The organism is Breznakia blatticola (assembly GCF_004365815.1).
In the GTDB taxonomy this organism is placed as follows: Bacteria; Bacillota_I; Bacilli_A; order Erysipelotrichales; family Erysipelotrichaceae; genus Breznakia; species Breznakia blatticola.
Map to the genome: position 1 here is coordinate 1 of NZ_SODD01000025.1, position 15,529 is coordinate 15,529.

Below are 15,529 nucleotides of genomic sequence, written 5' to 3' on the forward strand. Positions count from 1 at the left end.
CCATCACAAGAAATGCTTTAAAGACACATAAATTATTCAGTACTTATCAGTGATTTATCGAGACTTGGTATGCACTGGTTGAATTAAGCCTTTATAATTTTGTTATCGTATTTCGAAATAAATAAACTCAAAATAAGTAACAATCGTGCATTTCTTGAAACGTATGGGTGCCTACTTTTTACACCTTTACTTAGTTTTTACTTGTCGTCTGCGTGATAGTAACATAGCCACAGCAACTAAACTCAATCCACCAATTAGAAGTAGTGTTGATGCTTTTGTTCTATCTCCGGCAGCTACACTAGGTAATACAGTTGTACTTGTTGTATCTTTTGATGGTAATTGAATAATTGGATCTTTTGGTTCTTCTGGATCTTTTGGATCTTTTGGATCTACTGGAATTTCTGGTTCCGTTACTTTTGGCTTCACTGGAAGTTTTGGTGTACCAATCGTATAAATACGGTCATCTCCTGCAGGATCTTTGTAGTATAATTTTGCTCCTGTATCGCCATCATCCACACCACGATCTGGTGTATATAAATCTGGTTCAGGATTATCTGCATTGGTTGGATAGTACGTTACCTTTTCTACATCGCGGTATTCTTCACGTAACACTAAAGGTACAGTAATCGTTGGTTGTTCAGCTTCTGTATATTCAAAGATATTTCCAATCGTCCAAACGATTGTTTGTCCAGTTTCTTTAGTTCCTTCGATTTCAACATTTGGAATATTGACACCTTCTGGAATATAGTAATACTTACTAATCGTATCGCGTAAAACTGCTTGTCTACCTCCAGCAGTTAAAAATCCTTCAAATACTTTATCTGCTAATACACCAGATGTCGAATCTTGTGCATTTGCATCTAGCTGGATGTGGTCCAATACTGGATCTGTTGCAATCTCTCTTAATTGATCATTATACAATTCATTTTCCATCATATAACCAACTGTAAGAATTCTTGAATTAGTACCATATACACCAACATAAACAGAGTTTCCATTTTCATCTAATTCACTTACAAGATGTTCATCTAGTACATCATGACGTGGGCGTGCTGTTGTTTTTGAGTTCCAAAAGTTTGCGAATAATGGATCACCTTCATATTTAATAACTTCATCAGTTGAACCCTTAATCGCATTTGCAAGTGGTCGAATTGTATCCATACGATTTGCAAACGCTGTTAAACCAGCTAAAGTTTGATTACCTGATGGATCTGGTTTTCCATCGGATAATAAAATTACAGTAACATCTTTTTCTTCTTTTGCTTTATCGGTACGCGATTGAATCATGTTATAGGCTTCACTTAATCCATAAACATAATCGGTATTTGCCGTTGTAAATAGTTTATCAACCGCATTACTTACCGTCGTAGCATCATCTGTCCAATTGACTTTCGAATCATATGGTAAAATATTTCCACTTGCATCAATATCTAATCCATAATCATATGTACCTGATTGTTGACTATTTACAAGGTACTCTTTTTGTAAGGTCTTAGCCTTGTTTAAGAAGTTATATAAAGTTGCATCTCTTCCTGAAAATGGTACAACAGAAATCTTGTTATCTAATCCATATGTTTCATTTTGTTTAAGTAATTCAGCAGCAAATTTCTTTACCGCTGCTTTTGCTTCTAACCAGCGGTCATAGCAACCTTTTGCTTCATCTGCATGGTCCCATAACCCCTCACTTGCACCACTACGTGTATCTGTTGTATCCCATGTACTAATTCGTTCATAAGAATCACCAACTTTTTTGAAGTGATATGCTGCATCATTGTATGTTCCATCAACTGCAGCAATAACTTTTCCACCAGATAAACGTTCTGGTTGGTTGTGCGCAAATAAATGATAGTGATTGACTGGTTTTGTCATATCTAATACAACCCATTTCGCTTCTACTGAAGCGTAATCTTCCGTATCCGTAGTAGAATTCGCTTTAAGTCGTGCTTTAATTGTAACTTCTTGATTGTTGTATACAATCATTTCTGTGTTATCCGCATTTGGATAAATTTTTGTTGTATCTGGATCTGTTGGAATTTCATTAGGCTCAGCATCTCTTTTCTTTTGGAAGTAGAAATGATCTGGATTTAGACATGGTGATGATGCAACATGTGAACCAACATAACGTTGTGTCTTGTTTCCACTAGCATCAAGCTCAACCATATTTCCTTCTTGAATGTATTCCATATCCATACTACCTGAACGGTCGAGTACGAATACAACATCTTGTGATTTAGCAAATTGTGAACCATTTACTTTTAATGTTAAATCCGCTTCGTAATTTGCTTCATTTGACCACTCTGCACTTTTTTCTGTGATCATTGCTGTATGCTTATTTGCATTTGCTTGTACACTGTTACTAGCAAACACAAAGACAGTGCACAATAAAACTGCTACTATTGCGCACTGCAAAAAAATCTTTTTCGTTTTGAACATAAGAGTTCCTCCTTATTAACACACTACACATTTCTTTTTTTGCACTGTTTATATTATAGCAATAATCTGGCTATAAATAATAGTAGAAGATTTATTTTTTTATACATTGTAAACGAATGTATAAAAATTAGAAGTTCTTATGCTCTCGATTTTAATATAGAATGGTGATACATATTGCGTATTTATAACGATTTTTTGTACTTGCGTAACTTCTTTAATGCCCAATCGTAATGACTTGATGTAACAGAAACAAAATAACTGCCAAGTACGCTACCTCCTACCCAACTATACGTATTTTTTGTAAACAGTTCATCATTTGATAATGAATCAGCAAGTTGCATTACTTGCTGATGACTTTCTTGAAACAACTGCAACGCTTCTTCATACGTTGTTTCTTGGTGGATTTCCCAAAAGTAAATATTCATATTCCCATAGGTTTTCCAATTGTATCCTTCTTTTAAGAACTGTGTTTGCACTCCATGTAAATTTGTATCTACCCAACGTAATAGTAATTGATGCCATTCGTATAGATGAATTAGCACATCGCGGATATTTTTATCTCGTTTCCAGTGTGCTTGCTTTTCTTTCTCTACATCAAAAGCAAACGATTCATATAATGCCTCATCTGTAAATGAATCCAATAGTGTTATTAGTTTTTCATACATTTCATTTCCTGTAAGTAATAAATCTTTTTTCGTTGCTGGTCTTGCCATGAATATATCCTCCTTATATTACTTTATATACATACTATGAACCCATACGTAACGTACGAGTCAATATCTTTTTTAAAAAATATCGTTTTTCTTTAGATTGCTATATACTAAATGTAAGAAAACATAAAATGGAGGATATCATTATGTTTAAAATTGGTGATTTTTCTAAGTTATCCAACCTGACAATTCGTGCTTTACACCATTATGAAGAACTGGGTATTCTAATACCTGATAAAATTGATACAATGAGTAATTATCGTTACTACTCATCTAGTCAACTAGCAACTGCAAATCAAATCAAGATGTTGCAGCGAATTGGGTTATCTTTAAAATCTATAAAAGAGATTATCGATGGTGATAATCCTGAAATACTAGAGAGTGGTTTGTTAGCAAGAGAGATGGAAATTCAAAATGAAATTGCAGAACTTAAAATCAAACAGAATCTCATTGACATGTATAAAAAGACAATTCATGAAGGACGCTCTATTGCATCGTATCATGTGGAAATAAAAACAGTTCCAAAGCGTAATGTTATGTCGATAAGAAAATGTATTCCTTCCTATCAAGATGAAGCAGTTCTTTGGAATGCATTATATGAAAAATCGATCCAACAAAATGTGAAAATGGCAACTCCCTACCAAGGTATGAGTATTTATCATGACAAAGAATACAAAGAAGAAAATGTTGATATTGAAGTTCAAAGCAATGTGGTTGGTATCTATGAAAACATAGATGATGTAACATTCTATGAAACAAAGCCATTTGTGATGGCTTCCATTATCTTTCATGGTAGTTTTCAACAAATGGAAGAAGTCACGCAAGCACTTGCATCATGGATTGAAGCAAATCATTATGTAATTGATGGACCAATGATTCAGATTCCTCACGTATCTCCAGCACAGGATGATAATCCAGAAAACTGGATAACCGAAGCAGGCTATGCAGTACGTTTACTAAATATAGAATAATTGTTAGATGGACACTCTATGTAGTGTCTTTTTTCAAAGAAAAAACGCCTACTTGTATGTAGACGTCTTTTTAATAAATCTTTTGAATTACATCCCTTCGTGCATTGTACGGTGGATAACATCATCTTGTTGTTCTTTTGACAACTTGTTGAAGTTTACCGCATATCCAGATACACGAATTGTAAGTTGTGGATATTTTTCTGGGTGTGCTTGTGCATCTAATAATGTTTCACGATCAAATACGTTTACATTTAAATGGTGTCCACCACTTTGTGCATATCCATCAATCATTGTTACTAAGTTTTCTGCTTTATTGTTCATTTTCGCCACTTCCTATCTATTTTTTAGTCTTCGTCTTTTCCTAGCGCGTCAGGTACAATTGAGAACGTGTTAGAAATTCCATCACGTGAATATTCATATGGTAATTTTGCAACTGATTCAAGTGAAGCTACCGCACCATGTGTATCACGTCCGTGCATTGGGTTAGCCCCTGGTGCAAAAGGTTCTCCAGCTTTACGTCCATCAGGCGTATTTCCTGTTTTCTTACCATAAACAACGTTTGAAGTAATCGTTAAGATACTCATTGAAGGTACACCATGACGGTATGTACGGTGTTCTTTAATCATATTCATAAACGTTTTTACTAAGTCAGCTGCAATGCGGTCAACACGGTCATCGTTGTTTCCATATTTAGGGAAATCACCTTCGATTTCGTAGTCTACTGCAATACCATCTTCATCACGAATTGGTTTAACTTTTGCATATTTAATTGCTGATAATGAGTCAGCAACAACTGATAATCCTGCAATACCTGTCGCAAAGAAACGACGAACATCATGATCATGTAATGACATTTCTAATGCTTCGTATGAGTATTTATCGTGCATGTAGTGAATTACGTTTAATGTATTTACGTAAAGTCCAGCTAACCATGACATCATTTGTTGGTATTTTTGCATAACTTCTTCATAGTCTAAGTATTCTGAAGTAATTGGTTCCATTCTTGGTGAAACTTGGATTTTTTTCTTTTCATCAACCCCACCGTTAATTGCGTAAAGTAGACATTTTGCAAGGTTTGCTCTTGCTCCAAAGAATTGCATATCTTTACCAACACGCATACAAGATACACAACATGCAATTGCATAGTCATCACCCATTTCAATGCGCATCAAGTCATCATTTTCATATTGAATTGAACTTGTTTCAATTGAGATTTTCGCACAGAAACGTTTGAAGTTGTGTGGTAATCTTGTTGACCAAAGAACGGTTAAGTTTGGTTCTGGTGCTGGTCCTAAGTTTACAAGTGTATGTAAGAATCTAAATGAGTTCTTTGTTACTAAAGAACGACCATCAAGAGACATCCCACCAATACTTTCTGTTACCCAAGTTGGGTCTCCAGAGAATAATTCATTGTATTCAGGAGTACGCATGAATTTAACTAAACGTAACTTCATAATGAAGTGGTCAATCATTTCTTGCGCTTCTTCTTCTGTAATTTTTCCAACTTCTAGATCTCTTTGAATGTAGATATCTAAGAATGTAGAAGTACGTCCTAATGACATTGCAGCACCATTTTGGTCTTTAACAGCTGCTAAGTATCCAAAGTAAACTGCTTGAATCGCTTCTTGTGCAGTTACTGATGGTTGTGAAATATCGATTCCGTAAATTAATGCCATTTCTTTAAGTGCGATCAATGCACGAATTTGTTCACTTACTTCTTCACGATCACGAATTCTTTCTTCAGTCATTGAACCAAGAAGAACTGTGTTTAATAAGTTTTGTTTGTCTTCAATTAAGAAGTCTACACCGTATAGGGCAATACGACGGTAGTCACCAATGATACGACCACGTCCATATGCATCAGGAAGACCTGTGATGATTCCACAAGTACGTGCACGACGCATTTCTGGAGTATATGCATCAAAAACACCTTGGTTGTGTGTTTTACGGTATTTTGAAAATACTTCTTTAATTTCTGGATCTAATTCATATCCATATGCTTGTAAAGCTGTTTCACTCATACGAATACCACCAAATGGTTGTAATGAACGTTTGAATGGTTTATCTGTTTGGAACCCAACGATTTTTTCTAAATCTTTGTTTAGGTATCCAGCACCATGACTTGTTAATGAAGATACGATTTTTGTATCTGCATCTAACACACCACCAGCAGCAGCTTCTTGTTTATTTAATTCTGTAACTTGATCCCATAATGCTTTTGTTCCATCTGTAGGATCTGCTAAGAAACTTTCGTCTCCTTCGTATTCTGTATAGTTACGTTGAATGAAATCACGAACGTTAATTTCGTCTGTCCAGTTTCCTAAATTAAAACCTTCCCAACCTTTGTACATTTGTTTACCTCACCTTCTTAAGGGACAATTCCCTTATCATTTCGATGTTTGCAGTATAGCATAATCGTATATACTTGTCACACTTTATATAACATCCTATATATTAACATTCCACCAAATATAATATTTTAAACCATATATAAAACTTTGTAATTTATATACCCTAATATAAGTATTATTTAGTGCATGGCTTTTGCTTTATATTCTTCCATTTTTGATTCAATATAAATCTCTAAGATTTCCTCAGGTTGGTACCCTTGTACTTTACTAATTAATTCATCTCTAAATAAAAATAGAATCGTTGGTACTTGTTGTACCTTATAGTATGTATTTATATCTTTGTTTTGTTCGCTTGCATCTACAATATATACTTGTAGATTCTCAAACTTCTTACCGACATTTTGAATAATGGGTGACATTGTTGTACAGTTTGCACAACCACCTCCACCAATTAACACCAAAGAAAATTCATTCTTTGCAAATTCATTTCTAAAATTCTCATTTGTTAGCATGTGATTTTACTCCTAAGATTTCTTTTGTTCTATCAATAACTTCTTTACTTGGTTTTTGTACACCTTCAAGAGGATATGGAATATTTAAGTTCTGATATTTTGCAATTCCCATTGTGTGGTATGGTAATACTTCAATTTTTTCAATATTACGATACCTACTTAAATATGTATGGAGTGCTTCTATATCGTGTTCATCATCACTGTATCCTGGAACGAGTACATAACGAATCCATACAGACTTGTTATGATCTGCAAGATATTGCATGAAATCTTGAGGATTTTTATTTTCTTTTCCAGTTAATGCTTTATGTTTCACTGGATCAATGTGTTTAACATCAAGTAAAAATAAATCCGTTACTTCCAACAATGCATCAAATTTAGCAAGTGTAGCAGCACTGTTTTTTACAAATGTAATTCCACTCGTATCAACGGCTGTATGTAATCCTTGAGCTTTTAAACGTTTCAACAATTCAGTTACAAACTCGATTTGCACTAGTGGTTCTCCACCACTGATAGTAACTCCACCCTTCTTGATGTAGTTTTTATATTTCATGATTTGATTGAATACATCATCTACGCTGTATACATCACCACCACTGCCTATTTTCCATGTATCTGGATTATGACAATACAAGCAACGCATTGGACAACCTTGCATAAATACAACAAAGCGAATGCCTGGTCCATCTACAGTTCCAAAGCTTTCAAATGAATGAATTCTCCCTAATAATTGCTCACTCAACTACATCACCTCTTTACACATGCATTATAGCACAATAAAAAATTAGCTTAATCAATTTGCCCCTATATACTATAACGAAATTTTCTTCTCCTTATGCGGAAATCTATATAGTGTTATTGTACTTGAAATTTACAATAAAGAAAGTGCTATTTTCACAATTAGAGGTTTGCCTTTTTTGGTATTGCAATTTATACTTGATATATGATGAAACAAGTACTTGACGCAAATGGTATGCGTCGCTCACTTATACGAATCACACATGAAATTCTTGAACACAATAAAGGTGTAGATCAAATCGTTTTAGTTGGTATTGAAACACGCGGTATCGACTTAGCTAAGCGAATCCAAACAAACCTTGAAACCTTCGAAAACAAAAAGGTAGAGTGTTATGGAATTAACGTCTATCCTTGGCGTGATGATGTAAAAGATGAAGCAAAGCCAGAAATTAATTTACCCATCAATGATAAGAAGGTAATTCTTGTTGATGATGTACTATTTAAAGGTCGAACAGTTCGTGCCGCAATGGATGCTTTAATGGCTAATGCACGCCCAAAAGAAATCCAACTTGCTGTACTTATCGATCGAGGACATCGTGAGCTTCCCATTCGTGCAGATTATGTTGGGAAAAATATTCCAAGTTCTATCGATGAAATTATCCGCGTAAAAGTAGAAGAACAAGATGGTAACGATGAAGTCGTTATCGAAAAATAAGGAGAATTATGAAATTTAACAAAGATTATGTCTTGCGTATTGCAAAAGAATTACTAAGTATTGATAGTCCGACAGGATACACAAACAAAGCAATCGAATACTTAGAAAAAGAAGTGAATGCCCTTGGATACACATATTCAAGAAATGCAAAAGGAAACTTAATTGTATCTTTAAAAGGAACTAGTGATTACACGATTGGATTATGTGCACACACTGACACACTTGGTTTAATGGTTCGTTCTATTTCAAGTGATGGAACCCTTGCACTTACCAATCTAGGAGGACCATTGATTCCAACTCTTGATGCAGAGTACTGTCGTATTCACACAAGAGAAGGAAATATATACACTGGTACAATTCTTGCCAATGTACCAGCAAGTCATGTATATCCTGATGCGGCAACAAAAGAACGCAAAATAGAAAACATGCTTGTACGCATTGATGAAGTTGTAAAAACAAAAGAAGATACAGAAAAACTTGGTATCCAAAATGGTGACTTTGTGGCTATTGACCCAAAAGTTGAGATTACAAAAAGTGACTTTATTAAATCACGCTTCTTGGATGATAAAATTTCAGTTTCTATATTAATGGGAGTATTGGAAGCAATCAAAACCAATAACATAGAACTTCCATACAATGTAGAAATTATCTTCTCAACATATGAAGAAGTTGGACATGGTTCAAGTAGTATTCCTAGTAATATCAATGAACTTCTCGCAGTTGATATGGGATGTATTGGTTTAGATTTAGCTTGTACAGAGTACGACGTAAGTATTTGTGCAAAAGATTCAAGTGGACCTTATGATTACAACATGACAACAAAATTGGTGAACCTAGCTAAAGCAAATAAGTTATCCTACGCAGTTGATATTTATCCTTACTACGGAAGTGATGTTAGTGCTGCTTTGAGTGGTGGAAACAACATTCGTGGTGCACTGATTGGACCTGGTGTTCATGCAAGCCATGGAATGGAACGTACACACTACCAAGCAGTTGAACAAACGATGCAACTTGTATATGCCTATATTACAGACAAAGACCTCGCGTAGGTCTTTTTTCTTTGACTAAAGAAAAAACCAACGATTATCTCGCTGGTTCCCATTTGCATCGTACTGGTGATACGATTGCTTCTTCTTTTTTTAGTTCTTTGAAAGCTTTATCGATTTCTTTACGGTCAAGTCCTGATAGCTTTTCAACTTCTCCAGCACTCATAGGTTGACCATGATCTCTCATAACTTCCAATACTTTTTCTTTTACATCCATTGTATCCACCTCTTTCTATTATCTAAACTATAGCAAAAGTAACAATAGAAATTAAAGCGAATTGACCTAAAATTATAGTCCTTGTTCTTTCACGAATGCATAGAAGGCTTGTTCTGCTTTTTCATCACTTCCAATTGTGCCTACAGGAGCACAATATACAACAAATTCTTCATCACCATCTAGATCAAGTAAAGTGTTACATTTTTCATTATCAAATGCTGCAATTCCACAAGTACCTAAGCCAAGTGCGCTACATGCAAGATATAAGTTTTGTCCGACATGACCTGCATCAATCAATGCAACTCTTTGTGCTTCAGGACCATAACGCCACTCTGCACGATATGCTACAAAACTCCAATACAACATAACATTTGCTTTACTTGCCCATACCTGTCCACATACACTTTCACTCACTACTTGTTGCATATCATCAAGTTCTTTTAAAAATGCAAGTTGATGAGTCAGTGGCAAATACATGTACACTCCTGGGTTTAATCCCTCACAGTTACGCACAACAATATACGTTTCGAAAGGATGACGTGCCCCACCTGAGGCAACTGTGCGAATTGTCGCATATGATTTTCCGCGAATTTCTTTAACCCCTTGACTAGCCCACAAGACATACGATACTTGTGCTAAAGACATCACTTCATCTGTATACACACGATGACTTCTTCTTTCATAAAACACCTTAGTTATATCTGAGTTTACAATTTTGGCATCACTGATTTTAGGTAAGTCAATAATCAAATTAGCTGTAATTGGTTTTGTAAGTGGTGGTTGTTGTAATTTCAGTTCTTGATCACTTTCAAAATCAATATCTTGATATTTCATAAATGCACGATGTGCTTTAATCATATTTGTTAGTTCTTCTTTTTTCATGTTCACCTCTTTTCTAAAAGTATATCAAACTTTCCTTACAATCTTATGAATATTTGTTTTTTCTTGTATTTCTTTCGATATTAAAATTCATGTTTTTACTTTTTTATGAATCTTTAGCAATATTTTATGATGTTGCATGTCACTTATTGAGTCTATGGATATGCAATGTTATGATATACATGTTTTTCATACAAATCCTCTGTTAGGAAAACAAATCAATCAAAATCTCTATAAGACGCAAAAAGTTTCCCGATTTCAGGAAACTTTTTGCGTTTTATGCTTATTTATTAATTACTGATTCAACGTAAGCTTCAACTTCAGCAGCAGTTTCAAATGATAAACATTTTTCAGCTACAGCTTCCATTTCTTTCTTATCTAATGATGTAACCATTTTACGAGCACGTAAGATTGAAGTTGCTGACATAGAGAATTCATCAAGTCCAAGACCTAGAAGAATTGCAACTGCATTTGGTTCTCCAGCCATTTCTCCACACATACCAGCCCATTTTCCTTCTTTGTGAGCTCCATCAATTGTCATTTTAATTAGACGTAAGATTGCTGGGTTGTATGGTTGGTATAAGTAACTTACTTTTTCACTCATACGGTCAGCAGCCATTGAGTATTGGATAAGGTCATTTGTTCCAATTGAGAAGAAGTCAGCGTGTTTAGCAAATTGGTCAGCAAGTACTGCAGCAGCAGGAATTTCAACCATCATACCGACTTCGATGTTGTCACTAACTTCAACACCTTCAGCAATTAATTCAGCTTTACATTCTTCGAAGAATGCTTTTGCTTCTACGAATTCATTAACTGTCGCAATCATTGGGAACATAATACATAATCTTCCGTAGATTGATGCACGACATAATGCACGTAATTGTGTTCTGAAGATATCTTTTCTGTCTAAGCATAGACGAATTGCACGATATCCTAAGAATGGGTTCATTTCTTCTGGGAATTCAAAGTAAGGAAGTTTTTTATCTCCACCGATGTCTAATGTACGAACAACGACACGTTTTCCTTTCATTCCTTCAAGAACCATCTTGTATGCGATGAATTGCTCATCTTCTGTTGGGAATTCTTGAGAGTTCATGTATAAGAACTCTGTACGGTAAAGTCCAACACCTTCTCCACCATTTTCTAATACACCTTCAACATCTTTTGGTGTTCCGATGTTTCCAGCTAATTCTACATGGTGACCATCTTTAGAAATTGATGGTTTATCTACTAATACTTTAAGTGCTTCTTTTTCTTCTTCGTGTGCAACACGTTTTGCTTCGTATTCCACTTTTTGTTCAGCAGTAGGATCTAAAATTACATCCCCTTTAATTGCATCAAGAATTACTTCTTGACCGTGTTTTGCTGTTTCAAGGATTCCAGCACATCCAACAACTGCAGGAATTTCTAAACTTCTTGCCATAATTGCTGAGTGACTTGTTCTACCACCAATTTCAGTAGCAAATCCTTTTGTATACGCTTTGTTTAATTGTGCTGTATCAGATGGAGTTAAATCGTAAGCAACGATTACAACTTCTTCGTTAATTGCTGTTAAATCAGGAATTTCTACTCCTAATAAGTTAGCTTTTAAACGAACTGTAACATCTTTAATATCTGCTGCACGTTCACGCATATATGCATCTTCCATTGCTTCGAACATAGAAACATACATATTTGCTACACTGTCAGCAGCATATTCTGCATTACAATTGTCTGAATTGATTTGTCCTTCAACAGCACCAATGAATTCTGGATCTTGTGCAACCATTAAGTGTGCATCGAAAACTGCTAATTCTTCAGCAGATAAGTTTTGTGAAGCTCTTTCCTTAATTGCTTCAATGTCCTTAACTGTTTTTTCAACTGCAGCCTTTAATTTTGCAACTTCTTCTTCTGGGTTTGCCGTTTTTTTCTCGATTTTCATTTCTGGCATTTCAAGTTTGTATACTTTAGCAATAGCTACACCACTTGACGCCGCAATACCTTTTAACATATTACATCCTCCGAATCTCTTATTAATCTCTACTGTCAATTATAACAAACTCATAGTCAAAATCAAATAAGTTATGCATCTTTTGAAAACGGTCTCATTATTTATAAAAACATAAGAAAACAAAAGAGCATAACCCTTTTGTTCTCTTACATATAATACTTTGTAGTTTAGAATTGTTATTTTGATTTTCTTTTATTACGTAAAACAACCATTCCACCTGTCAATGCGATCAATCCAAGGTAAATAAACCATTCAACACTTGTCGAATCACCTGTATCTACGACTTTATTTGCATCTTTTACTTGCCCATTGAAATCTGGTGCAATGGATGGATTTGAAGGATTGCTTGGCGAATCTGTATTTGTCTCATTATTAACTGGTGGAAGTACAATTTTTTCCCACTTCGCAACTAATGTTACATCATTATAAATTAAGGTATCAAAATCCCAGCTTTGTCCATCAGAAAGTTCCCATCCTTTAAAAATATATCCATCTCTTTCTGGGTCTAACGGTTTTGTTGATGTATTTCCATATTCAACTTTTTGTGAATCAATTGGATCACTAGTTCCACCATTCAAATCAAAGATGATGTCAAACTTCGCTATTTCCCAAATATATGTATCTGGAATACTTCCATCGTAGCTATCCATAAATGTTGTACTATCTGCATATGTATTTCCAGTATGAATACCAATCCAACGACCTGTGTATTTTCCACTTGTCGTATCAATTAATGGCAATGCAGCACTCTGATCAAGTATGGCATTAGGTCCCAATTGTATAGAACTAAGAAGTGTACAATTGTAAAACATTTGCACAAAATCCGTTACATTTGATGTATCCCAATTTTCTAAATTAATTTTCTCTAAACTTTGATTTTCATAGAACATACGTTGCATATTTACTACATTACTTGTATCCCAATTGGATAAGTCTAATTCCGTAATTGAAGGGCATAGATCAAACATATTTGACATATTAGTCACATTTGCTGTATTCCAATTCGCAATTTCTAAACCATCCAATACGGCGCAGTCATGGAACATAAATGACATATCCATAACACTTGATGTATCCCAGTCTTTCATATCTAGTGTTTCAAGTGCACTACATCCTAAGAACATACTTCCCATGGTTGTAACATTTTCTACATTCCAATCGCTAACATCTAGGTTATTGATATTCTTACTTCTAAAAAACATTAAGTCCATTGCTGTAACACTTCCAGTATCCCAATTACTTACATCAAGTGATTCCAAGCTTTCGCAAGCATAAAACATACTCGACATATCTGTAACATTTTCTACGTTCCAATCTGAAACATTAAGATCTGTTAATACTTTACAATTAACAAACATCCCACTCATATCTGTTACAACACCAACATTCCAATCATCGACTGATAATCCAGTGAGTTTGTTGCAACCATAGAACATTTGTTTCATGCTTTCCACTTTTTCTGTATTCCATGTACTTACATCAAGGTTGTCTAAAATCGTACATCCATAAAACATGCTACGCATATTTTCTACAAGTCCGACATTCCATTCTTCAACATCTAACACCTCAAGATTCGCACATCCTGAAAACATACTACTCATGTCTTTTACTGCAGCTACATTCCAAGTACTAACATCAACATCTGAAAGTTTCGTACATCCCGAGAACATAAATGCCATCGTATTTACATTCCCTACATTCCAATCACTTACAGCAATTTCTTCCAATTTCTTACAGTTCCAAAACATGTAACTCATATCTTGAATATTATGCACATCCCAATTATCAATTGTTAATGTTGTTAGTGCTTCACAATCTGTAAACATGCTTTTTGTTGATAATGTTTTTGATAAATCCCAACCTGAAAGATCAATGCTTGTTAATTTTGTACTACTTCTAAACATATTCTCTAGTGTTTTAACACTTGATGTTTCCCAATCAGATAAATCTAAATTTTCTAATTTCGTACAATATCTAAACATGTTTTCCATTGTTTCAACTTTACGCACATCAAAAGATTCAACGTTAATTTCTTCCAGTGCAAAACATTGGTCAAACATGAATTTCATATCTTTAACTTCACCAGTATCCCAAGTATCTACCTTTAATTCAGTGATTATTTTACATCCTTTAAACATTGATGACATATTTGTCACAGCACTTGTGTCCCAATCTTCTACATCAATTTCTGCAAGTACTGAACAACCATCAAACATTCCCATCATTAAGGTTACATTTTCTGTATCCCATAATGATACATCGACATTTGTTAATGCAGAACATCCTTTAAACATGTATGACATATCTGTAAAAGTTGATGTGTTCCATGATGATACATCAATACTTGTTAGTGAACTACATCCCTCAAACATACTTTGCGCGTTAACTGGTCCTGAAAACGTAATCTTCTCTGCACCAACCACAGTTTCTAAACTTGTGAATTTTTCAAACATACTTGCTGCATTTGTAATTGTCACTGGTTGTGCAAATGTAATCTTCTTAATTTGATTTTTGTGTTGAACAAAGTTATTAGGATTTGCCCAATGTTCTCCAGTCAATACACCTTGTTGGTAACTTTTGTTTCCACATGTATTCGTTAGTGTACCACCTTCTAGCACGAGTTCTCCATCTGCATACAACGTCCAAGTTACACCCCACGTGTTTGTATCAACAACTACACGATCTGCTTGTGGCAAAATCTCTACAGTTTTTGCACTTGGTTTTGTCTCATCCTTAATTTCTGTTTGCTCATCTACACGCTTAACAACTTCATCTTCCTTATTAGCTGTTTCTTCGTTTACCTCATCAGTAGTTTGCTCATTTGCATGTATTTCTTCTTTTGCTAGTACAATACCGTTTGATGAAACTACAATAATTCCAATCAACATCAAAATTACTATCTTTTTTAATTTATCCATACTTTTTCCTCTCTATAACACTTGCTATTTGTTAGATATTCAAAATACA

The 15,529-nt window shown here is 34.7% G+C and carries 11 protein-coding genes and 1 pseudogene; 3 read left to right on the top strand and 9 right to left on the bottom strand.

Annotated features, from left to right (window positions below):
• Positions 1-186: 186 nt before the first annotated feature.
• Together EDD63_RS07240 and EDD63_RS07245 are read right to left on the bottom strand one after the other, a co-directional pair.
• Positions 187-2,433 carry a vWA domain-containing protein gene (locus tag EDD63_RS07240; RefSeq protein WP_134169966.1) on the bottom strand — a complete coding sequence of 749 codons (2,247 nt, stop codon included), beginning with the start codon at positions 2,431-2,433 and terminating at the stop codon, positions 187-189.
• A gap of 182 nt (positions 2,434-2,615) precedes the next feature.
• Positions 2,616-3,146, bottom strand: coding sequence for a ClbS/DfsB family four-helix bundle protein (locus tag EDD63_RS07245; RefSeq protein ID WP_134169968.1), 531 nt, complete (start codon positions 3,144-3,146; stop codon positions 2,616-2,618).
• Positions 3,147-3,289: 143 nt separating this feature from the next.
• On the opposite strand from EDD63_RS07245, the gene EDD63_RS07250 reads away from it, so the two are divergent.
• On the top strand, positions 3,290-4,114 hold the full coding sequence (locus tag EDD63_RS07250) for a MerR family transcriptional regulator (protein ID WP_134169970.1): 825 nt from the start codon (positions 3,290-3,292) through the stop codon (positions 4,112-4,114).
• A gap of 87 nt (positions 4,115-4,201) precedes the next feature.
• Here EDD63_RS07250 and pflB read toward each other — a convergent pair.
• From pflB to pflA, 3 genes and pseudogenes are all read right to left on the bottom strand, one after another.
• Positions 4,202-6,465, bottom strand: a pseudogene (pflB, locus tag EDD63_RS07260) (formate C-acetyltransferase).
• A gap of 179 nt (positions 6,466-6,644) precedes the next feature.
• Positions 6,645-6,977, bottom strand: a complete 333-nt coding sequence (locus EDD63_RS07265; RefSeq protein WP_134169976.1) for a thioredoxin family protein — start codon at positions 6,975-6,977, stop codon at positions 6,645-6,647.
• Entirely contained in the window at positions 6,964-7,719 is a 756-nt protein-coding gene (gene pflA, locus EDD63_RS07270) for a pyruvate formate-lyase-activating protein (protein ID WP_134169978.1), read from the bottom strand. The genes EDD63_RS07265 and pflA overlap by 14 nt, the downstream gene beginning before the upstream one ends.
• 204 nt (positions 7,720-7,923) lie before the next feature.
• Here pflA and pyrR point away from each other — a divergent pair, with 204 nt between their 5' ends.
• Positions 7,924-8,430 (top strand): bifunctional pyr operon transcriptional regulator/uracil phosphoribosyltransferase PyrR, encoded by a 507-nt coding sequence (pyrR, locus tag EDD63_RS07275; protein ID WP_134169980.1) that lies wholly within the window; start codon positions 7,924-7,926, stop codon positions 8,428-8,430.
• An 8-nt stretch (positions 8,431-8,438) separates the two neighbouring features.
• Positions 8,439-9,479 (top strand): M42 family metallopeptidase, encoded by a 1,041-nt coding sequence (locus tag EDD63_RS07280; RefSeq protein ID WP_134169981.1) that lies wholly within the window; start codon positions 8,439-8,441, stop codon positions 9,477-9,479.
• A gap of 34 nt (positions 9,480-9,513) precedes the next feature.
• Here EDD63_RS07280 and EDD63_RS07285 read toward each other — a convergent pair whose 3' ends face one another.
• The 4 genes from EDD63_RS07285 to EDD63_RS07300 all read right to left on the bottom strand — a co-directional run bounded on the left by EDD63_RS07285 (position 9,514) and on the right by EDD63_RS07300 (position 15,480).
• Positions 9,514-9,693, bottom strand: coding sequence for a transcriptional regulator (locus tag EDD63_RS07285; protein ID WP_134169983.1), 180 nt, complete (start codon positions 9,691-9,693; stop codon positions 9,514-9,516).
• 72 nt (positions 9,694-9,765) lie between these two features.
• Positions 9,766-10,575: a SagB/ThcOx family dehydrogenase gene (locus EDD63_RS07290; RefSeq protein ID WP_134169985.1), complete on the bottom strand. Its 810-nt coding sequence runs from the start codon at positions 10,573-10,575 to the stop codon at positions 9,766-9,768.
• 280 nt (positions 10,576-10,855) lie between these two features.
• Positions 10,856-12,562 (bottom strand): phosphoenolpyruvate--protein phosphotransferase, encoded by a 1,707-nt coding sequence (gene ptsP, locus EDD63_RS07295; protein WP_134169987.1) that lies wholly within the window; start codon positions 12,560-12,562, stop codon positions 10,856-10,858.
• A 176-nt stretch (positions 12,563-12,738) separates the two neighbouring features.
• A complete protein-coding gene (locus EDD63_RS07300; RefSeq protein WP_134169989.1) occupies positions 12,739-15,480 on the bottom strand; it encodes a BspA family leucine-rich repeat surface protein in 2,742 nt (913 codons plus the stop codon).
• Between the last annotated feature and the right edge of the window lie 49 nt (positions 15,481-15,529).

Coding starts and splice junctions, on each gene's coding strand:
- EDD63_RS07240 (WP_134169966.1), bottom strand. CDS start 2,433: ATGTTCAAAACGAAAAAGATTTTTTTGCAGTGCGCAATAGTAGCAGTT.
- EDD63_RS07245 (WP_134169968.1), bottom strand. CDS start 3,146: ATGGCAAGACCAGCAACGAAAAAAGATTTATTACTTACAGGAAATGAA.
- EDD63_RS07250 (WP_134169970.1), top strand. CDS start 3,290: ATGTTTAAAATTGGTGATTTTTCTAAGTTATCCAACCTGACAATTCGT.
- EDD63_RS07265 (WP_134169976.1), bottom strand. CDS start 6,977: ATGCTAACAAATGAGAATTTTAGAAATGAATTTGCAAAGAATGAATTT.
- pyrR (WP_134169980.1), top strand. CDS start 7,924: ATGAAACAAGTACTTGACGCAAATGGTATGCGTCGCTCACTTATACGA.
- EDD63_RS07280 (WP_134169981.1), top strand. CDS start 8,439: ATGAAATTTAACAAAGATTATGTCTTGCGTATTGCAAAAGAATTACTA.
- EDD63_RS07285 (WP_134169983.1), bottom strand. CDS start 9,693: ATGGATGTAAAAGAAAAAGTATTGGAAGTTATGAGAGATCATGGTCAA.
- EDD63_RS07290 (WP_134169985.1), bottom strand. CDS start 10,575: ATGAAAAAAGAAGAACTAACAAATATGATTAAAGCACATCGTGCATTT.
- ptsP (WP_134169987.1), bottom strand. CDS start 12,562: ATGTTAAAAGGTATTGCGGCGTCAAGTGGTGTAGCTATTGCTAAAGTA.
- EDD63_RS07300 (WP_134169989.1), bottom strand. CDS start 15,480: ATGGATAAATTAAAAAAGATAGTAATTTTGATGTTGATTGGAATTATT.